Here is a 17,569-nt window from a genome sequence, read left to right as displayed (position 1 = left end):
CCTTATTGTACGGCAAACTGTCGACGGATTTTACGCATCAACAGGAACAGCCAAGGCCAGAGCACGCCGTCAACGACGCTGCTCCAGAAAATTTGCGGCCGAAACGAAATATTAACCACCAGGAATTCAGCCCAGAAAACCATCACGTTAACCGCCATCGACAGCAGCATGACGATTAACGCCTGCTGCCATAACGCCATATTGCGGAATAGCTGGAATTTGAACGCCACCAGATACGCCGTGATAGCCAACGCCATCGCGCGCACGCCGAGCGTGGATCCCAAAATCAAATCCATGATAAAGCCGACCAGAAAACCCGTGCCGACGTTAACCCTGTGCGGCAGCGCCATCACCCAGTAAATGAGGATAAGCATCAGCCACGAGGGGCGGAACATGTAGATTTGATCGGGCCACGGCATCACCTGAAGCAGCATGGCTACCACAAAGGATAGCCAAATTATCCAGCGTCCGTGGCTGCGATAGCCGTTCATGGTCTTTTACCAGCGGTTGGCGTCGTCGCAGGCGCGGCCGTGGTGCTGGCCGCAGCGGCAGGCACCGGCGCAGGTGGACCCATCTGGTTCGGCGGCGGCAAGACCTGCGGCATCATTTGCATCAGACGTTCGTTGGCAATGCGATGCACTTCGTCCGGCGGCATTGGCGCGTCGCCGTTGCGATCTGCGCCCCACAGCAGTAGCAGATAACGCAGACGTTGCAGACCGGCGGTTGGACGCGCCTGAATCACCGTGTACGCGCGCTGGTTATCGACCTTGACGGAAGAGACCACGGCAACCGGATAACCTTCAGGGAAACGTCCGCCAAGGCCGGAAGTCACCAGTACGTCGCCAACGCGAATATCGGTATTGGCCGGCAAATGCTCAAGCTGCAAATCATCGGCGCAGCCGCTACCGGCGGCAATCACGCGGATATCATTGCGCAGCACCTGAATCGGAATCGCGTGGGAAGCGTCGCAGATAAGTAGCACGCGGCTGGTCACGGCCGCAACGGCAATCACCTGTCCTACCACGCCTTTGTCGCTGATAATCGGCTGACCAACGTAAACGCCGCTGTTGCTGCCTTTATCGATAACTACTTGATCGCTATACGGATCGTTGCTGGTCGACAGCACCTGCGCCACCATCTTGTGCTCATCCTGACGCAGCGGCGAACCTAAGAGTTCGCGAAGACGGGCGTTTTCCTGCTTGAATTGACCCAGCAGCAGCAGATCGCTGTTTTTCAGCAGCAATTCCTGACGCAGCGCGCGGTTTTCGAGTTCGAGCTGTTGGCGTGAGGCGAAGGTCTGGGAGACGTTATCCAGAAACTCTCTTGGCGCGTTGGACAAGAAATAGAAAGGACTGACGGCAGTATCCATATAGGTGCGGATCTTGACGAACGTACCTACTTTACTGTCGGCAAAAATCAGGACGATGGCCGTAAGAATAGCCAAAAAAAGTCGCAACTGCAGAGACGGACCTCTGCTAAAAATAGGCTTCATAAAATATGCGAGTTCCTCGGCAACGGGAAATTTCAGCCGATCTGAGCGAAACAATACCCTAACAGGAATGGTAGCAGGTATAAAAGGGTGCAGACGAACAGGATCGGAAAACGTGCCTGAACCCCATCGGGATCCAGGCGTAGCGTCATAATCCGTTCAGACACTCAAATCTAGACACTGCTGGCTGAACCCCTTGAGGCAGCCCCTTTCCGCGGCAGGCTAGTCTTCACTATTTCCGTTGTCGATAAAGCCGCATCGGGCGAACCGCTGCAACTTTACAGACGCGGGCATACAGGTTTTACGAACCTTTGAAACAGCGATGAGCTAAATAAAGATTAGTCTTCGCTGAAGAGGTCGCCGCCGTGCATGTCGATCATTTCCAGCGCTTTACCCCCGCCGCGTGCGACGCAGGTTAGTGGATCTTCTGCGACCACAACCGGAATACCGGTCTCTTCCATCAGCAGGCGATCGAGGTTACGCAGCAATGCGCCACCGCCGGTCAGCACCATGCCGCGCTCGGAGATATCGGACGCAAGCTCTGGTGGACACTGTTCCAGAGCCACCATCACGGCGCTCACGATGCCCGTCAGCGGCTCTTGCAGCGCTTCCAGAATTTCGTTGGAATTCAAGGTGAAACCACGTGGAACACCTTCAGCCAGATTACGGCCGCGCACTTCGATTTCGTGCACTTCATCGCCCGGGTAAGCGGAACCGATTCCGTGTTTGATACGCTCTGCGGTCGCTTCACCAATCAGTGAGCCGTAGTTACGACGCACATAATTAATGATGGCTTCGTCGAAGCGGTCACCGCCGATACGCACGGAAGAGGAGTAAACCACGCCGTTCAGGGAGATAACGGCCACTTCGGTCGTACCACCACCGATATCGACAACCATTGAGCCGGTTGCTTCGGAAACAGGCAGGCCTGCGCCGATTGCTGCGGCCATCGGTTCTTCAATCAGGAAAACTTCACGCGCGCCCGCACCCTGTGCAGATTCGCGGATAGCGCGGCGTTCGACCTGAGTCGCGCCGACGGGCACACACACCAATACGCGCGGGCTTGGGCGCATAAAGCTGTTGCTGTGAACCTGTTTAATGAAGTGCTGCAGCATTTTTTCGGTCACGAAGAAGTCGGCAATAACGCCGTCTTTCATTGGACGAATCGCTGCAATGTTGCCTGGAGTACGACCAAGCATCTGTTTAGCATCATGGCCGACGGCCGCAACGCTTTTAGGTGAACCAGCACGATCCTGACGAATAGCCACAACTGATGGCTCATTCAGCACGATGCCTTGTCCTTTTACATAAATAAGGGTATTGGCAGTACCCAGGTCGATGGACAAGTCGTTGGAAAACATGCCGCGAAATTTCTTAAACATAACGAAAGGATAATCCTGCAAGCTGGGGGCGAAAAATAAAATCCGCCTACTTTACCAACCACGCGAAGCAGCGACAAGGCGCAAAAACGTTCTGCTTACGTGAAAATTGTCAGCGACGTCTGTCACTTAGACGGGTGATTTAATACGCTGCGATGGAAATCTGAACTACAAGCTCAGGTTATCTCACGCAGGCACACGCTAAGTCACGGACATCGCACATAAATTCTTACACTTTACCTGAAATTACACAGCGCAAGCGGAGGTGAAAAGGCGCTGAAACAGGGTGACCCCTAAGGTGCAAATGGCAGGGCTGCGCCATTCTACGTTAAATTCCCCCGTTCGGATCAGTTTAAACCCCGTGGTTGTGTGAATATTTTTTACTGACTGGGTCAACCACTTGCGGCGTGGCAAAAAAATCGCCCTGACCGCCGTGAATTCCGCTCTCCAGCAGGGCCAGCCACTCATCCAGACTGCGTACACCCGAGGCGTAAACCTTGGCGTTGGTCCCTTTGCACGCGCTCACCAGACTTTGCACAAACAGCTGATTTTCAACCCGCTTATCGATGTCGCGCACCAATCCGGGGTGAAGTTTTACCCGCTCAATCTGGAACGATTTCAAATAAGAGGTGCTGACCACCGTCAGTCCGGCCTGTGAAACGGCCAGCCTGCAACCCAGACCCTGCAACAATCTCAGCGCGGGGCGAAGGCGGTCGGTATGTTGACAGAGATCCGCCTCTGCAAGTTCAATAAGAATTCGATTTCTCTGCGTTTTTTCGCACTGAAGTAGCACATCTCTTAACCAGCGAACAAACGAGCGCTGCAATAATGAATCAACGGTAAGGTGGAAAGCCAGCGTCTCGTCCGGCCAGCGGGCCAGTAACGGAATAATCTGACTAATCATTCGCCTATCAAAGCTTTGAGACATGCCAAACTGCGTCACCAGCGGAATAAACTCGGCTGCCAGCAGCTCGCGGGTGCCGTCAAAGATGCGGCGCTGCACTTCACGATGGTCCAGCGCGCCGTCGGTGTTCATCGCCGGTTTTTGATAGAGTCGCGGCCCGCCGCGCGCCAGCGTATCTTCGAGCAATGTACGCCAACGCACGCTGCCCCGGCCTTTTTCAGGCACGCTGCTGTCATAAACCGACCAGCTGTTGCTGCCCTGAAACGCCGCGTGACGCGTCGCCTGCTCGGCAAAATCCATTACTTCTTCTACCGTCTGGCCGAAACGATAGGAGCTCATGCCGATATAGAGCAGGGCATCGCGATCAATAATAGAAGAAGTAGGCAGCACGCCGACGGCGTTGACCAGCTGCGCCGCCATGACTTCGGCCTCTTTCAAGGTGCTGTGCGGCAGCAACACGGCGAAATCGCTGTGGTAATAGCGCGCCAGCAACGCCGACGGATAGCGCATCACAAACGTCGACAGCAGATTGACGATGGAAGACATCAACTCTTTCACCGGCGTCTGGCCGTGAGTATCACGCAGGGTGTCGAAATCAGGCAGGCGAATCAGCATCAGAATGCCGTACGCGCCCTCTTCTTCCAGCTCGGTGGTCAGCTGATTATCAAAAAACAGCCGATTGCTGAGGCCGGTTTTGGCATCTTGCTGGGCGAAGGCGCGGATTAAAGTATCGACGCGGCTGCGCTGTTCGCGCGCCTCACCCAAGTCGATCAGCAGCTTGTCGATGGCCGCGCTGGCGTTGTGTGGCCACTCATTGACATCGCCGAGCGGGAGATTGTCGCGCTCACCGCGCAGAATGCGCAGCGCCCGCTCTTCTAGCCGCTCGAAGCCCAGCGTTTGCAGCCGCAGCCAGCGAAAACTCACCAGCGAGGCGAGCAGGATAAGCACAATAGCGAGACTGATGTACACCGTGGTGCGCAGCGAGCGGGCATAATTACTGACAGGATCGAGATACACCACGCTCAGGCTGAGATCAGGATGGTGTAGCAGAGGGAGATTTTGGGTGATAAAGTCGGGGAAGTGGCTATCCCACGCACTGCCGGTATTTTGCTGATTATCGTGACTATAAAGAGGGCCGTGGTGAGTAATCACCTGCACGCGGCTGATATCCAGCTGGTTCATCACCAGCGGCATCCAATTCTTCAGGGACGACGGCGGGCTCGTCAGCAGGCTTTGATCGACGGAGGTCGACAGCGCGCGTAAATGCTGTTCGGCGTTCTGTTTATTCAGAAAAACAAAGCTAAACGTTACGCCCACCAGCATCAAAAAGATGGTGAGCGCGACCAGCATTGAAATCATCGCGTATAATCTGGTAGTAAATCGCATCCCTGTGCCTTACTCAGTTTATTCGAATTGTATGTAGCGTATATGCTTTTTAGCATAGCAACACGCTGTTTAATTAATTCAGATTTCTTATGTATCAGCGATTGAGCCATTCCCGGAGCCTTGTCATGAGTAAGAAAAGAGTGTTGACCGAAGCAGATGTCACGCCGGAAAGTATCTTCTACGACCGTAGAAAAGTGCTGCAGGCGCTGGGCCTCGGCGCCGCGTCGCTGGCGATCCCTGCCACGTCGCAGGCCGATGTGTTGTCATGGTTTAAAGGTAACGATCGTCCAAAAGCGCCCGCAGGCAAGCCGCTCGATTTTACCAAACCGGCAATGTACCAAAACGATTTAACATTGACGCCTGAAGATAAAGTCTCGGGTTACAACAATTTTTACGAGTTCGGGTTAGATAAAGCCGATCCTGCCGCCAACGCAGGCCAGCTTCCGACCTCGCCCTGGAAAATCACTATCGACGGCGAAGTCGGAAAGCCGATGACGCTGGACATGGACGACATTCTCAAGCGTTTCCCGCTGGAGCAGCGAATCTATCGCATGCGCTGCGTCGAAGCCTGGTCAATGGTGGTGCCGTGGATTGGTTTCCCGCTCTCCGCGCTGCTAAAACTGGTTGAGCCGAACAGCGACGCGCGTTTCGTGGCCTTCACCACGCTTTACGATCCGGAACATATGCCCGGCCAGAAAGACCGCTTTATCGGCGGCGGATTAAATTATCCGTACGTCGAAGGGCTGCGTCTCGACGAGGCGATGAATCCGCTGACGCTGCTTTCAGTCGGCGTATATGGCAAAAGTATGCCGCCACAAAACGGCGCGCCAATCCGCCTGACCGTGCCGTGGAAGTATGGCTTTAAGGGCATTAAATCTATCGTCCACATCAAGCTGGTCAAAGATCAGCCGCCGACGACCTGGAATCAGATTGCCTCCGACGAATACGGTTTTTATGCCAACGTGAATCCGCACGTCAATCACCCGCGCTGGTCGCAGGCGACGGAGCGTTTTATCGGTTCCGGCGGTATTCTCGACGTCAAACGCCAGCCGACGCTGCTCTATAACGGCTATGAGAAAGAGGTCGGCCATCTCTATCGCGGTCTGGATTTACGCACCAACTATTAATTCATGCGTTCAACTTATAAAAAACGTTAATTCTATAAAGAAGAAAAATTCACTGCGGGAGAACAGATGAAGATACCGCGTTTATCGCTGAAACAGATTAAATGGCTCAAAGTGGTTATCCATCTGGCGGCCTTTCTGCCGTTCCTGTGGATTATTCTTTCTATTAACCAAGGATGGTTTAGCGCCGATCCGGCGAAAGATATTCAGCATTTTACCGGCAGAATGACGCTGAAACTGCTGCTGGCCACGCTGCTGGTCACGCCGGTTATTCGCTACGGCAAGCAGCCGCTGCTGATCCGCGTGCGCCGTCTGATTGGTTTGTGGTGTTTTGCCTGGGCGACGCTGCACTTGCTGAGTTACTCGTTCCTCGAGTTGGGTATCAACAACATCAGCCTGCTGGGCAGCGAGCTGATTTCACGCCCTTACTTAACGCTCGGGATCATCAGTTGGATAATCCTGCTGGTGCTGGCCTCAACCTCGCCAATGTGGGCGCAGCGAAAACTGGGTCGAAAATGGCAGCTAATTCATAATGCTATCTATCTTGTCGCGATCCTCGCGCCGATTCACTATTTGTGGTCGGTAAAGACCTATTCGCCTCAACCGTTCATTTATGCGCTAATTGCAGCGATCTTGCTGGCACTTCGCTACAAGAAGTTCCGACAGTGGTTTCGCTGATCCCTTTTTTCGCCCCGCCGTACGCGCCATTTTCCTAAAATTGCCTTTCGCTCGTAACCCCCAGTTTCAAACTGGGGGTTGATTATCTTCGCTGATAAGGCCAGTATTTGGCGGCGAATTGCCACGATATGGTTATAATGCAGCCCATCCTAAGAAAAGTCTGGGTTGATTTGGCACGAAAAGGGTGACAAATTGGCGTCATCAATGTATTTTCTTCGACCTCGTACTAATCGCAGGAGATAGGCTCACAATGGCGCATAAGTTTGACATTTTGCTTCTCAACGGTCCCAACCTGAATTTGCTGGGCACGCGTGAGCCAGAAACCTACGGAAGTACCACGCTAGACGATATTGTTAAAGGTTTGGAACAGCAGGCCGCCGCAGCAGACGTTGCGTTAAGCCATCTGCAATCGAACGCAGAGCACCTCCTGATTGACAGGATCCATCAGGCACGGGGAAACACCGATTTCATTCTGATCAATCCCGCAGCCTTTACCCATACCAGCGTGGCGCTTCGCGATGCACTGTTGGCCGTCCAGATCCCGTTTATCGAGATCCACCTGTCCAACGTTCATGCCCGCGAAGCCTTCAGACACCATTCATATCTTTCCGATATCGCGGTGGGCGTTATCTGTGGCCTTGGCGCAGATGGCTACCATTTTGCTTTACAGGCAGCGGTTAACCGCTTGTCAAAATCCAATTAATTACTTCGCATAAGAGTACGGAATCAACTCATGGATATTCGTAAAATCAAAAAACTGATCGAACTGGTTGAAGAGTCAGGCATTTCCGAGCTGGAAATTTCTGAAGGTGAAGAATCAGTACGCATCAGCCGCGCAGCACCGCAACAAGCTTTCCCGATGATGCAACAGGCTTACGCCATGCCAGCTCCACAGCAGCCACTGGCTGCCGCCGTTGCGCCTGCGCCAGTTGAAGCCGCTGCACCTGCTGCCATCAGTGGACACATCGTTCGCTCACCAATGGTTGGCACCTTCTACCGCACTCCAAGCCCGGATGCCAAAGCATTCATCGAGATCGGTCAAAAGGTTAACGCAGGCGACACCCTGTGCATCGTTGAAGCAATGAAAATGATGAACCAGATCGAAGCTGACAAATCTGGCGTGGTGAAAGCCATTCTGATTGAAAGCGGCCAACCGGTTGAGTTCGACGAGCCGCTGGTCGTCATCGAATAACGAGGCGCACCATGGATAAAATTGTAATCGCTAACCGCGGCGAGATTGCCCTGCGCATTTTGCGTGCCTGTAAAGAATTAGGCATCAAAACCGTTGCCGTGCACTCTACTGCCGACCGCGACCTGAAACACGTGCTGCTGGCAGACGAAACCGTCTGTATCGGCCCTGCGCCTTCAGTTAAAAGCTACCTGAATATCCCTGCGATCATCTCTGCTGCCGAAATCACCGGCGCCGTGGCGATCCACCCGGGATACGGCTTCCTGTCCGAAAACGCCGACTTTGCCGAGCAGGTTGAGCGTTCCGGCTTTATTTTCATCGGTCCGCGCGCCGAAACGATTCGCCTGATGGGCGACAAAGTTTCTGCTATCAACGCGATGAAAAAAGCGGGCGTACCTTGCGTACCGGGCTCCGACGGTCCTTTGACCGATGACATGGATAAGAACCGCGCTTTCGGTAAGCGCATCGGTTATCCGGTTATCATCAAAGCGTCTGGCGGCGGCGGCGGTCGTGGTATGCGCGTTGTTCGTGCAGAAAAAGACCTTGAACAGTCCATCAACATGACCCGTGCGGAAGCCAAAGCGGCTTTCAACAACGACATGGTTTACATGGAAAAATACCTGGAAAACCCACGCCATATCGAGATTCAGGTATTGGCCGACGGTCAGGGTAACGCTATCTATCTGGCCGAACGTGACTGCTCCATGCAGCGCCGCCACCAGAAAGTTGTCGAAGAAGCGCCAGCACCAGGCATCACTGCCGAAATGCGTCGCTACATCGGCGAGCGTTGTTCAAAAGCCTGTGTTGACATCGGCTACCGTGGCGCAGGTACTTTCGAGTTCCTGTATGAAAACGGCGAGTTCTATTTCATCGAAATGAACACCCGTATTCAGGTTGAGCATCCGGTTACCGAGATGATCACCGGCGTTGATTTGATCAAAGAGCAGCTGCGCATCGCCGCAGGCCAGCCTTTGTCTATCAAGCAGGATGAAGTGCGTATTCAAGGCCACGCGGTTGAGTGTCGTATCAACGCCGAAGACCCGAATACCTTCCTGCCAAGCCCGGGCAAAATCACGCGCTTCCACGCGCCTGGTGGTTTTGGCGTGCGTTGGGAATCGCACATTTACGCGGGCTACACTGTGCCTCCGTACTACGATTCCATGATAGGCAAACTGATCACTTACGGCGAAAACCGTGACGTGGCTATTTCGCGCATGAAAAACGCCCTGGCTGAACTGATCATCGATGGCATCAAAACCAACGTTGATTTGCAGCTGCGCATCATGAACGACGAAAACTTCCAGAACGGTGGCACCAACATCCACTATCTGGAGAAGAAGCTCGGCTTGCAGGACTAGTTCGTCCACGCATAAAATGAGCTTAATAAAGGCCGGATATTCCGGCCTTTTTTCGTTTTGAGGTTAAAAGTGGATAAACGCTTTCTACAGGCTAACCGCGAGGCGCGCTGGGCTTTTGGCCTGACTGTCGCCTACCTTGTTGCCTGGTCACTCGCCGCCTACCTGCCGAATGATGCTCAAGGCATTACCGGCCTTCCCCACTGGTTTGAAATGTCGTGCCTGCTGGTTCCGCTGATTTTTGTGCTGCTGAGCTGGGTGATGGTACGGGTGATTTATCGTGATATTCCGCTGGAGGATACTCATGCAGACTGAAGTTCTGCTCCCCCTGCTCGCCTATTTGCTGCTGGTGTTTGGCCTGTCGGTTTTCGCCTACACCCGTCGTCAGCAAGGCAGCTTCCTGACCGAATATTTCCTCGGCAATCGCTCGATGGGCGGCTTCGTGCTGGCCATGACGCTGACCGCCACCTACATCAGCGCCAGCTCGTTTATCGGCGGACCGGGCGCGGCCTATAAATACGGCCTTGGCTGGGTGTTGCTGGCGATGATCCAGCTGCCCGCCGTCTGGTTGTCGCTCGGCGTGCTGGGCAAAAAGTTCGCCATTTTAGCGCGCCGTTACAATGCGGTGACGCTCAACGACATGCTGTATGCGCGCTACAAAAGCCGCCTGCTGGTCTGGCTGGCGAGCCTGAGCCTGCTGGTCGCCTTCCTCGGCGCGATGACCGTGCAATTTATCGGCGGCGCGCGGCTGCTCGAAACCGCCGCCGGCATTCCGTACGATACGGGGCTGCTGATTTTTGGCGTCAGTATCGCGCTCTACACCTCGTTTGGCGGTTTTCGTGCCAGCGTGCTCAACGACGCGATGCAGGGTCTGGTTATGCTGCTGGGCACCGTTTTGCTGCTGGTCGCGGTGATTCATACCGCCGGCGGCTTGCACAGCGCGGTGGATAAACTCCAGCACATCGACCCGAAACTGGTGTCGGTGCAGGGCGCGGATAACGTGCTGTCGCTACCGTTTATGGCCTCGTTCTGGATTTTGGTCTGCTTCGGCGTGATTGGCCTGCCGCACACCGCCGTGCGCTGCATCTCCTATCGCGACAGCAAGGCCGTGCATCGCGGCATCGTGCTCGGCACGCTGGTGGTGGCAATCCTGATGTTCGGCATGCATCTTTCGGGCGCGCTGGGTCGGGCTATTCTGCCGGATCTCAAGGTGCCGGATCAGGTTATCCCGACGCTGATGATCACCGTACTGCCGCCGTGGGCCGCCGGAATCTTCCTTGCTGCGCCGATGGCCGCGATTATGTCGACGATTAACGCCCAGCTGTTGCAGTCTTCGGCTACGATCGTTAAAGACCTTTATTTGGGTGTGCGACCGGCCCAGCTCACCAACGAGCGCCTGCTGAAACGCTTTTCGAGTTTAGCGACGCTGGTGCTCGGCCTGCTGGTGGTTCTGGCCGCGTGGCGACCGCCGGAGATGCTTATCTGGCTTAACCTGCTGGCCTTTGGCGGCCTTGAAGCCGTGTTCCTGTGGCCGCTGGTGCTGGGTCTTTATTGGGAGCGGGCCAACGCGGCGGGTGCATTGTCGTCAATGATCGTCGGCGCGGTTTGTTATACCCTGTTAGCCACAATCGACCTGCACATTGCCGGTTTACACCCTATTGTTCCGTCACTGCTGCTCTCCCTGCTGGCCTTTTATCTCGGCAACAGGTTTGGAGAGTACCGCCGTGCCAACGCGCTGACTTCGTCTTGAAACGTCAGCCAAAACAAATTGTTAGAAGAGAATGGCGATGCCCTGGATCCAACTGAAAATCAATACCAACGCGCAGGATGCAGAAACCCTGAGCGACGCGCTAATCGAAAGCGGCGCGGTCTCCGTGACCTTCCTCGATACCCACGACAATCCGGTATTCGAGCCACAGCCGGGCGAAACGCTGCTGTGGGGCGACACGGACGCTATCGGCCTTTATGACGCCGAAACCGACATGCAGGAAGTGGTCGCGATTCTGGAAAACGAGCCGCTGCTGGGCAAAGGTTTTGCCCATAAGATTGAGCAGCTCGAAGACAAAGACTGGGAACGCGAATGGATGGATAACTTCCACCCGATGCGTTTCGGCGAGCGTTTGTGGATTTGCCCGAGCTGGCGCGACGTGCCGGACCCGACGGCGGTCAACGTGATGCTCGACCCGGGCCTGGCCTTTGGTACGGGCACGCACCCGACGACGGCGATGTGCCTGCAATGGCTCGACGGACTGGATCTCGACGGCAAAACCGTAATCGATTTCGGCTGCGGCTCCGGCATTCTGGCCATCGCCGCGCTGAAGCTGGGCGCGGCAAAAGCTATCGGCATCGACATCGACCCGCAGGCGATTCTTGCCAGCCGCGACAACGCCGAGCGTAACGGCGTGTCAGAGCGTCTGTCGCTCTATCTGCCAAAAGACCAGCCCGACAACCTCTCTGCCGACGTGGTGGTCGCCAACATCCTTGCAGGCCCGTTGCGCGAGCTGGCACCGCTCATCAGCGTGCTGCCGGTTGCAGGCGGCTCTCTCGGCCTGTCTGGCATTCTGGCGAGCCAGTCTGCCAGCGTGGTCGAAGCCTATGCCGACACCTTCACGCTCGACCCAGTCGCCGAGAAAGAAGAATGGTGTCGCATCACAGGCGTCAAAAAGCCTAAGCTGCCTTTCTAACGTAACAAGGGGAACAGTGTTCCCCTTTTTTGTTAGCCCCACGCTTTCATCGCCTTTTTCCCCGACTTTTTGCCTTGAAGTCATGCCGCCAAAGGGTCAGTTTTTGGTAAAAGTGCGAGTTCCGTCACGGAAAAAACGCGGTTATTGCTCCTTAAAACAGCAATTTTCACCTTAGATTACGCTGTTATATCGCGCTTAATCAGCGTTAAGTCACTAAATTATTCAAGCGCACAATTTGAGCGTTAACGGTTAACCCTTTGTTAGTTATAAGTAATTTATCATTTAGCGACGTTAAGCTGACGTAAAGCTGCTTTTTATTGAGCAATTGGTTAAAGTTTGGCCTTTCATATCCCGTAAAAAATGCGTAATATACGCGCCCTTGCGGACTTCAAGTATGGTCTTTCCTAGTATGCGCATTGGACACCACCAGCTAACAAATTGCCTGATTGCCGCCCCAATGGCCGGTATTACAGACCGACCGTTTCGTGCCTTATGTCATTCAATGGGGGCTGGAATGGCAGTATCCGAAATGCTCTCCTCTAATCCAGAGGTGTGGCGTACGGATAAGTCGCGTTTGCGCATGGTACATAGTGATGAATCAGGAATACGCGCCGTGCAGATTGCCGGTTGTGACCCTGACGATATGGCCGCCGCCGCCCGTATTAACGTGGAGGCAGGGGCTCAGATCATTGACATCAATATGGGTTGCCCAGCCAAGAAAGTGAACCGCAAACTGGCAGGCTCTGCGTTGCTTCAGTACCCGGATCTGGTTGAACAGATTCTAAAGTCTGTGGTTAATGCAGTAGATGTGCCAGTCACGTTGAAAATTCGTACTGGTTGGGATCCGGAAAACCGGAATTGTGTACAAATTGCCCAATTGGCTGAAGACTGTGGTATTCAGGCCCTGACGATTCATGGCCGAACCCGTGCCTGCCTCTTCAATGGAGAAGCAGAGTACAACAGTATTCGGACAGTTAAGCAGAGTGTCGGCATTCCGATTATCGCGAATGGCGACATAACTGACCCGCATAAAGCCAGGGCGGTGCTCGACTACACTGGAGCTGATGCTCTGATGATAGGCCGTGCCGCTCAGGGGAGACCCTGGATCTTCCGGGAAATCCAGCATTATCTGGACACAGGGGAGCTGTTACCGCCGCCACCACTTGGGGAAGTACAGCGCTTGATGATAGGGCACGTACGGGAACTGCACGACTTTTATGGTCAAGGCAAGGGATTCCGTATCGCCCGTAAGCACGTCTCCTGGTATTTACAGGAACATGCCCCGAATGACCAGTTTCGGCGCTCCTTCAACGCCATAGAGGATGCCAGCGAACAGCTGGAGGCGTTGGAAGCATATTTCGAAAATCTTGCGTAACAAAAAAGAGCTGACAGAACTATGTTCGAACAACGCGTGAATTCTGATGTACTGACCGTTTCTACCGTTAATTCTCAGGATCAGGTAACCCAAAAACCCCTGCGTGACTCGGTAAAACAAGCACTTAAGGGCTATTTTGCTCAACTGAACGGTCAAGACGTCAATGACCTGTATGAGCTGGTATTGGCAGAAGTTGAACAGCCACTGCTGGACATGGTGATGCAGTACACCCGTGGCAACCAGACTCGTGCAGCCCTGATGATGGGTATCAACCGCGGTACTCTGCGTAAGAAATTGAAAAAATACGGCATGAACTGATACTAATCAGTTGATGTATTGAAAAAAGGCGCCTCTATCGCAAGATAGGGCGCCTTTTTCTTTGGCTGAAAAACAGGCGTTAATGCTTTGCCAATCCCTTTCCCCAAGCGCATAATTTGGTTTACAGATTCTATTAAAATTAAGTTTTTATAAACCAATATTCATAAGCCTCATGGGATCAATATGTTTGGTGAACGTTTAAAACGTGCGCGTTCGGCGGTTGGCCTAACGATGAAAGAGCTGGCGTTTCAAGCAGGCGTAAGCGCCAACATGATTAAAAAGTACGAACATAACCAAAGTATGCCCAGTTCCGGCGTGCTGATAAAAATCTCTCGTGCACTGAATGTCCGAAGCGAATATTTTTTTCGGCCTGCCAAATACGAACTCGATAAAATTGAATATCGAAAGCACAGTACTGCTTCACCTAAACTACTGCGTCGCATCAAAGCCGATGTGCTTGAGCAGGCTGAGCGCTGGATGGAACTTACCGATCTTTGGCCAAATTTTCCGGTGCAAAAATGCATTACTCCCACTTTATCGTTTGATGTTATCGACGATTATCAGCAGTTGGAAGAGGTCGCCGATCAGGTTCGCAGTCAGTGGGAGCTTGGAAGCCAGCCTATAGTGAGCATTATCGATGTGCTAGAAAGCAAAGGCATATTGGTTATTGTCACTGACGTCGATACCACAAGTAAATTCGACGGTTTACAGGCCTCTATTGGTACCACGCCTATCATCGTTATTTCTTCAAAATGGCCGGGCGATCGACAGCGTTTTACCTTGGCCCATGAGCTCGGTCATCTGTTATTGGAAGGTAAACTGTCTGCCTCTTTAGAGGAAGAAAAAGCCTGTAATCGCTTCGCTGGTGCGTTTCTTTTCCCACAGAATTCCGTGCGCAGAATTTTGGGGAATTCTCGCAAGCATCTAGAACCCAAAGAACTGTACCTGTTAAAAATGGATTATGGATTAAGCATGATGGCCTGCGTCTATCGTGCGACTGATTTGGGGATTATCTCTCCTGCCAAGCGTAAAGAGATGTTCCTGCTTTTTTCGGCCCATCAATGGCGAAACATGGAGCCTGGGGAACCTTATCCTATCGAAAAAACCACCACTTTTAAGCAGCTTGTTTATCGTGGTTTAGGCGAGGGAATCCTTTCCGAGTCGAAAGCTGCCGAGCTGCTTGGGATGTCAGTCATCAACTTTCATCGGTCACGCAAATTAGAATCCTCAAATGCTGATTCTTATTAGTGATGCAAACGTCATTATCGATTTAGAGGAAGGCGGACTCCTGCATTTACTGCCCTCATTACCTCATCTCTTTAAAATTCCGGATATCTTGTTTTATGAAGAGCTAGAGGAATATCACGCTGATTTGCTAACAAAGGGGTTCGTATTAGGCGAGCTTTCTCCGCACACTATGGCCTATGCGCAGACGTTAGCGCACAAAGTGATTGGCCCCAGCCGCAATGATTGTTTTGCACTGGCTTTAGCCAAGCAAGAGAAGTGTTCTTTATTAACAGGGGATAAAGCATTACGTGAATTGGCAACGTTGGAAGGCATAGCAGTAAAAGGAACAATCTGGATCGTCGAAGAGTTAATAATCAACCGCGTTATTACGGGCGCTAAAGCTGAGATAGCGTATAACGTAATGGAAAATGCAGGAAGAAGACTACCTTGGGACATTGCCCGAAAAAGGCTGTACGCGCTGAAGCTTTAAAAACAAATTATTAATATCAAAACTTTTGAGGCAAAAAAGCAAGCCGTTGCCGACTTGCCTTTGATTTTGCAGGTTAATCTTTGTTAGCGATTAACCGTGACGAACAGGCTCGTGCTTGATGATAACTTCACGCTTTGGTGCGTGATGACGCGGTTTAGGGTGATGAACCACGTGGTGAACCGGCTTCTTCACAATCACGACGCGCTCTTGCGGCTTATGGTGATCCATCGGGCCTTCGGCGTGTGCAGTTGCTAAAGCAGCGTTGCTGGCCAGTACGGCAAAAATTACGGCTAATGTAGTCTTTTTCATGGTGTTGTCCTTTTATAAATGCGCGGCTATGCGGCTCTTGTTATTGAATATCAGCCATAGCATGGAGAACTAACAGCATGAAATATCCTAAAAAAATCTAACTTACGATAAATTTACACTTACGATCCGCGATGCTTACCCATCAGACAACTTTTTTACATTTAAGCGCATAAAAAGGCGAATTAGTTAACTCTCCCTGCTGTTAGCGTTTTACAAATGGACATAATAGGTGCGTAAACTTTGCACTATTAGGATGAATCCTCTCTCTGTAAGGGTTGGCGATCGTGATATAATCATTAACAAGAGTCGAATTCGCTCCGCCAATCGCCTACGGAAAGCCTTTTAGCCCCGCGATCCCCGCCTTTTATTGTAGATATTCGTAAACATTGTCGGAAAATAGCGCTTTCGCACAACTTATACCTAAATCGGTAGTCCGAATATTGGCAAACCAAGCATGTATCGCGATCAAGCTTTCACCTGCGCGTTACGCAAATTCACTCATATTGATGATTGAAATGACATGACTGCTCCAACTCAACGTTTTAAAAAATCATTTTTGCACCCACGCTACTGGTTTACCTGGTTTGGCTTGGGCGTGCTGTTTTTGCTGGTGCAGCTGCCTTATCCGGTGCTGTATCGCCTCGGTGTGTGGCTTGGCCGCACCTCAATGCGTTTTCTCAAACGCCGCGTTTCCATTACTCGCCGTAATCTACAGCTCTGCTTCCCCGATATGGACAGCGACCTGCTCGAGCACAAGATAGTCAGTAATTTCGAATCGCTCGGCATGGGCCTTTTGGAAACGGGAATGGCGTGGTTCTGGTCAGATGCCCGCGTTAAACGCTGGTTTGACGTCAGCGGCCTTAACAACTTGAAAATGGCGCAGCAGAACAATCAGGGCGTGCTGATTATCGGCGTACACTTTATGTCGCTGGAACTGGGCGGCCGCGCGATGGGCCTGTGTCAGCCAATGATGGCGATGTATCGTCCGCACAATAATAAAGTGATGGAATTCGTGCAGACTTGGGGCCGTATGCGCTCCAACAAGGCGATGCTCGACCGCAAAGACCTGCGCGGCATGGTTCACGCCCTGAAACGTGGCGAAGCCGTGTGGTTCGCGCCCGATCAGGATTACGGCCCGCGCGGCAGCGTTTTTGCCCCGCTGTTTGCCGTCGATCAGGCTGCGACCACCAGCGGCACCTTTATGCTGGCGCGTCTGGCTAAACCGGCGCTGGTTTCCGTGGTGCTGGTGCGTAAAGACAAAGGCGCAGGCTACGAGCTGGTGATTCAGCCCGAACTGAAAAATTATCCGATTGACGATGAGTTAGCCGCCGCCGCCTATATGAATCGCGTGGTCGAGAAAGAGATTATGCGTGCGCCCGAGCAGTATCTTTGGTTGCACCGTCGCTTCAAGACTCGCCCTGAAGGCGCGCCTTCGCTTTATCTATAATGTAGTCATTTAAAGCTCACCGCTTACCTAAACCCGGCCTCGCTGCCGGGTTTTTTGTTTCTATCCCCTCCCTATTCTTTCTCTCCGTAATGTCGCCCTTTCTTTGCACAACGTGTAGAAATTTCTCGAAATGTCTCGCGATCCTTCAACAAAACAGCCTTTCTACACATCATCACTACATTTCTCTTCAAAATATTACCGGATGTTATCATTTT

Annotated in this window: 18 protein-coding genes; 13 read left to right on the top strand and 5 right to left on the bottom strand. The window is 52.7% G+C overall.

Going from position 1 to position 17,569, the window contains the following annotated elements; all coding sequences use genetic code 11:
* Window positions 1–2 precede the first annotated feature (2 nt).
* The 4 genes from mreD to csrD all read right to left on the bottom strand — a co-directional run bounded on the left by mreD (window position 3) and on the right by csrD (window position 5,158).
* Entirely contained in the window at window positions 3–491 is a 489-nt protein-coding gene (mreD, locus tag SC206_RS04520) for a rod shape-determining protein MreD (protein WP_332734605.1), read from the bottom strand.
* Window positions 488–1,492, bottom strand: a complete 1,005-nt coding sequence (mreC, locus tag SC206_RS04515; protein WP_332734603.1) for a rod shape-determining protein MreC — start codon at window positions 1,490–1,492, stop codon at window positions 488–490. The genes mreD and mreC overlap by 4 nt, the downstream gene beginning before the upstream one ends.
* A 335-nt stretch (window positions 1,493–1,827) precedes the next feature.
* A complete protein-coding gene (mreB, locus tag SC206_RS04510) occupies window positions 1,828–2,871 on the bottom strand; it encodes a rod shape-determining protein MreB (RefSeq protein ID WP_332734601.1) in 1,044 nt (347 codons plus the stop codon).
* A 349-nt stretch (window positions 2,872–3,220) separates the two neighbouring features.
* Window positions 3,221–5,158 (bottom strand): RNase E specificity factor CsrD, encoded by a 1,938-nt coding sequence (csrD, locus tag SC206_RS04505; RefSeq protein ID WP_332734599.1) that lies wholly within the window; start codon window positions 5,156–5,158, stop codon window positions 3,221–3,223.
* Window positions 5,159–5,283: 125 nt separating this feature from the next.
* On the opposite strand from csrD, the gene msrP reads away from it, so the two are divergent.
* The 12 genes from msrP to SC206_RS04445 all read left to right on the top strand — a co-directional run bounded on the left by msrP (window position 5,284) and on the right by SC206_RS04445 (window position 15,598).
* Entirely contained in the window at window positions 5,284–6,285 is a 1,002-nt protein-coding gene (gene msrP, locus SC206_RS04500; RefSeq protein ID WP_332734597.1) for a protein-methionine-sulfoxide reductase catalytic subunit MsrP, read from the top strand.
* A 66-nt stretch (window positions 6,286–6,351) separates the two neighbouring features.
* Window positions 6,352–6,960 (top strand): protein-methionine-sulfoxide reductase heme-binding subunit MsrQ, encoded by a 609-nt coding sequence (gene msrQ / locus SC206_RS04495; RefSeq protein WP_332734595.1) that lies wholly within the window; start codon window positions 6,352–6,354, stop codon window positions 6,958–6,960.
* A 250-nt stretch (window positions 6,961–7,210) separates the two neighbouring features.
* The gene (gene aroQ, locus SC206_RS04490; RefSeq protein WP_332734593.1) at window positions 7,211–7,663 is read left to right on the top strand and encodes a type II 3-dehydroquinate dehydratase; all 453 of its coding nucleotides are present in this window, start codon (window positions 7,211–7,213) and stop codon (window positions 7,661–7,663) included.
* Between the two features lie 30 nt (window positions 7,664–7,693).
* Window positions 7,694–8,152, top strand: coding sequence for an acetyl-CoA carboxylase biotin carboxyl carrier protein (accB, locus tag SC206_RS04485; RefSeq protein ID WP_332734591.1), 459 nt, complete (start codon window positions 7,694–7,696; stop codon window positions 8,150–8,152).
* Between the two features lie 11 nt (window positions 8,153–8,163).
* Window positions 8,164–9,507 (top strand): acetyl-CoA carboxylase biotin carboxylase subunit, encoded by a 1,344-nt coding sequence (accC, locus tag SC206_RS04480; protein ID WP_332734589.1) that lies wholly within the window; start codon window positions 8,164–8,166, stop codon window positions 9,505–9,507.
* 69 nt (window positions 9,508–9,576) lie between these two features.
* The gene (locus tag SC206_RS04475; protein WP_332734586.1) at window positions 9,577–9,819 is read left to right on the top strand and encodes a YhdT family protein; all 243 of its coding nucleotides are present in this window, start codon (window positions 9,577–9,579) and stop codon (window positions 9,817–9,819) included.
* Entirely contained in the window at window positions 9,809–11,254 is a 1,446-nt protein-coding gene (gene panF, locus SC206_RS04470; protein ID WP_332734584.1) for a sodium/pantothenate symporter, read from the top strand. Before SC206_RS04475 ends, panF begins: the two co-directional genes overlap by 11 nt.
* A 37-nt stretch (window positions 11,255–11,291) precedes the next feature.
* Window positions 11,292–12,188: a 50S ribosomal protein L11 methyltransferase gene (prmA, locus tag SC206_RS04465; RefSeq protein ID WP_332734582.1), complete on the top strand. Its 897-nt coding sequence runs from the start codon at window positions 11,292–11,294 to the stop codon at window positions 12,186–12,188.
* A 409-nt stretch (window positions 12,189–12,597) separates the two neighbouring features.
* Window positions 12,598–13,563, top strand: a complete 966-nt coding sequence (dusB, locus tag SC206_RS04460) for a tRNA dihydrouridine synthase DusB (protein WP_332734580.1) — start codon at window positions 12,598–12,600, stop codon at window positions 13,561–13,563.
* Between the two features lie 21 nt (window positions 13,564–13,584).
* The gene (gene fis, locus SC206_RS04455; protein WP_004097144.1) at window positions 13,585–13,881 is read left to right on the top strand and encodes a DNA-binding transcriptional regulator Fis; all 297 of its coding nucleotides are present in this window, start codon (window positions 13,585–13,587) and stop codon (window positions 13,879–13,881) included.
* A gap of 183 nt (window positions 13,882–14,064) precedes the next feature.
* Window positions 14,065–15,129: a helix-turn-helix domain-containing protein gene (locus SC206_RS04450; RefSeq protein ID WP_332734577.1), complete on the top strand. Its 1,065-nt coding sequence runs from the start codon at window positions 14,065–14,067 to the stop codon at window positions 15,127–15,129.
* Entirely contained in the window at window positions 15,113–15,598 is a 486-nt protein-coding gene (locus SC206_RS04445) for a DUF3368 domain-containing protein (RefSeq protein ID WP_332734575.1), read from the top strand. Before SC206_RS04450 ends, SC206_RS04445 begins: the two co-directional genes overlap by 17 nt.
* A gap of 90 nt (window positions 15,599–15,688) precedes the next feature.
* Here SC206_RS04445 and SC206_RS04440 read toward each other — a convergent pair whose 3' ends face one another.
* A complete protein-coding gene (locus SC206_RS04440; RefSeq protein ID WP_332734573.1) occupies window positions 15,689–15,907 on the bottom strand; it encodes a hypothetical protein in 219 nt (72 codons plus the stop codon).
* A 520-nt stretch (window positions 15,908–16,427) separates the two neighbouring features.
* Between SC206_RS04440 and lpxP the strand changes: the two genes are divergently transcribed.
* Entirely contained in the window at window positions 16,428–17,354 is a 927-nt protein-coding gene (gene lpxP / locus SC206_RS04435) for a kdo(2)-lipid IV(A) palmitoleoyltransferase (RefSeq protein WP_332734571.1), read from the top strand.
* Window positions 17,355–17,569: the final 215 nt, after the last annotated feature.

Origin of the sequence: Rouxiella sp. T17 (genome assembly GCF_036663475.1) — a bacterium.
Taxonomy (GTDB): Bacteria; Pseudomonadota; Gammaproteobacteria; order Enterobacterales; family Enterobacteriaceae; genus Rouxiella.
The sequence above is the reverse complement of the archived record's forward strand: the minus strand, read 5'-3'. Positions and strand labels throughout refer to the sequence as shown.

Coding starts and splice junctions, on each gene's coding strand:
- mreD (WP_332734605.1), bottom strand. CDS start 491: ATGAACGGCTATCGCAGCCACGGACGCTGGATAATTTGGCTATCCTTT.
- accB (WP_332734591.1), top strand. CDS start 7,694: ATGGATATTCGTAAAATCAAAAAACTGATCGAACTGGTTGAAGAGTCA.
- SC206_RS04450 (WP_332734577.1), top strand. CDS start 14,065: ATGTTTGGTGAACGTTTAAAACGTGCGCGTTCGGCGGTTGGCCTAACG.
- SC206_RS04445 (WP_332734575.1), top strand. CDS start 15,113: ATGCTGATTCTTATTAGTGATGCAAACGTCATTATCGATTTAGAGGAA.
- mreC (WP_332734603.1), bottom strand. CDS start 1,492: ATGAAGCCTATTTTTAGCAGAGGTCCGTCTCTGCAGTTGCGACTTTTT.
- prmA (WP_332734582.1), top strand. CDS start 11,292: ATGCCCTGGATCCAACTGAAAATCAATACCAACGCGCAGGATGCAGAA.
- mreB (WP_332734601.1), bottom strand. CDS start 2,871: ATGTTTAAGAAATTTCGCGGCATGTTTTCCAACGACTTGTCCATCGAC.
- csrD (WP_332734599.1), bottom strand. CDS start 5,158: ATGCGATTTACTACCAGATTATACGCGATGATTTCAATGCTGGTCGCG.
- accC (WP_332734589.1), top strand. CDS start 8,164: ATGGATAAAATTGTAATCGCTAACCGCGGCGAGATTGCCCTGCGCATT.
- panF (WP_332734584.1), top strand. CDS start 9,809: ATGCAGACTGAAGTTCTGCTCCCCCTGCTCGCCTATTTGCTGCTGGTG.
- dusB (WP_332734580.1), top strand. CDS start 12,598: ATGCGCATTGGACACCACCAGCTAACAAATTGCCTGATTGCCGCCCCA.
- msrQ (WP_332734595.1), top strand. CDS start 6,352: ATGAAGATACCGCGTTTATCGCTGAAACAGATTAAATGGCTCAAAGTG.
- aroQ (WP_332734593.1), top strand. CDS start 7,211: ATGGCGCATAAGTTTGACATTTTGCTTCTCAACGGTCCCAACCTGAAT.
- lpxP (WP_332734571.1), top strand. CDS start 16,428: ATGACTGCTCCAACTCAACGTTTTAAAAAATCATTTTTGCACCCACGC.
- fis (WP_004097144.1), top strand. CDS start 13,585: ATGTTCGAACAACGCGTGAATTCTGATGTACTGACCGTTTCTACCGTT.
- msrP (WP_332734597.1), top strand. CDS start 5,284: ATGAGTAAGAAAAGAGTGTTGACCGAAGCAGATGTCACGCCGGAAAGT.
- SC206_RS04440 (WP_332734573.1), bottom strand. CDS start 15,907: ATGAAAAAGACTACATTAGCCGTAATTTTTGCCGTACTGGCCAGCAAC.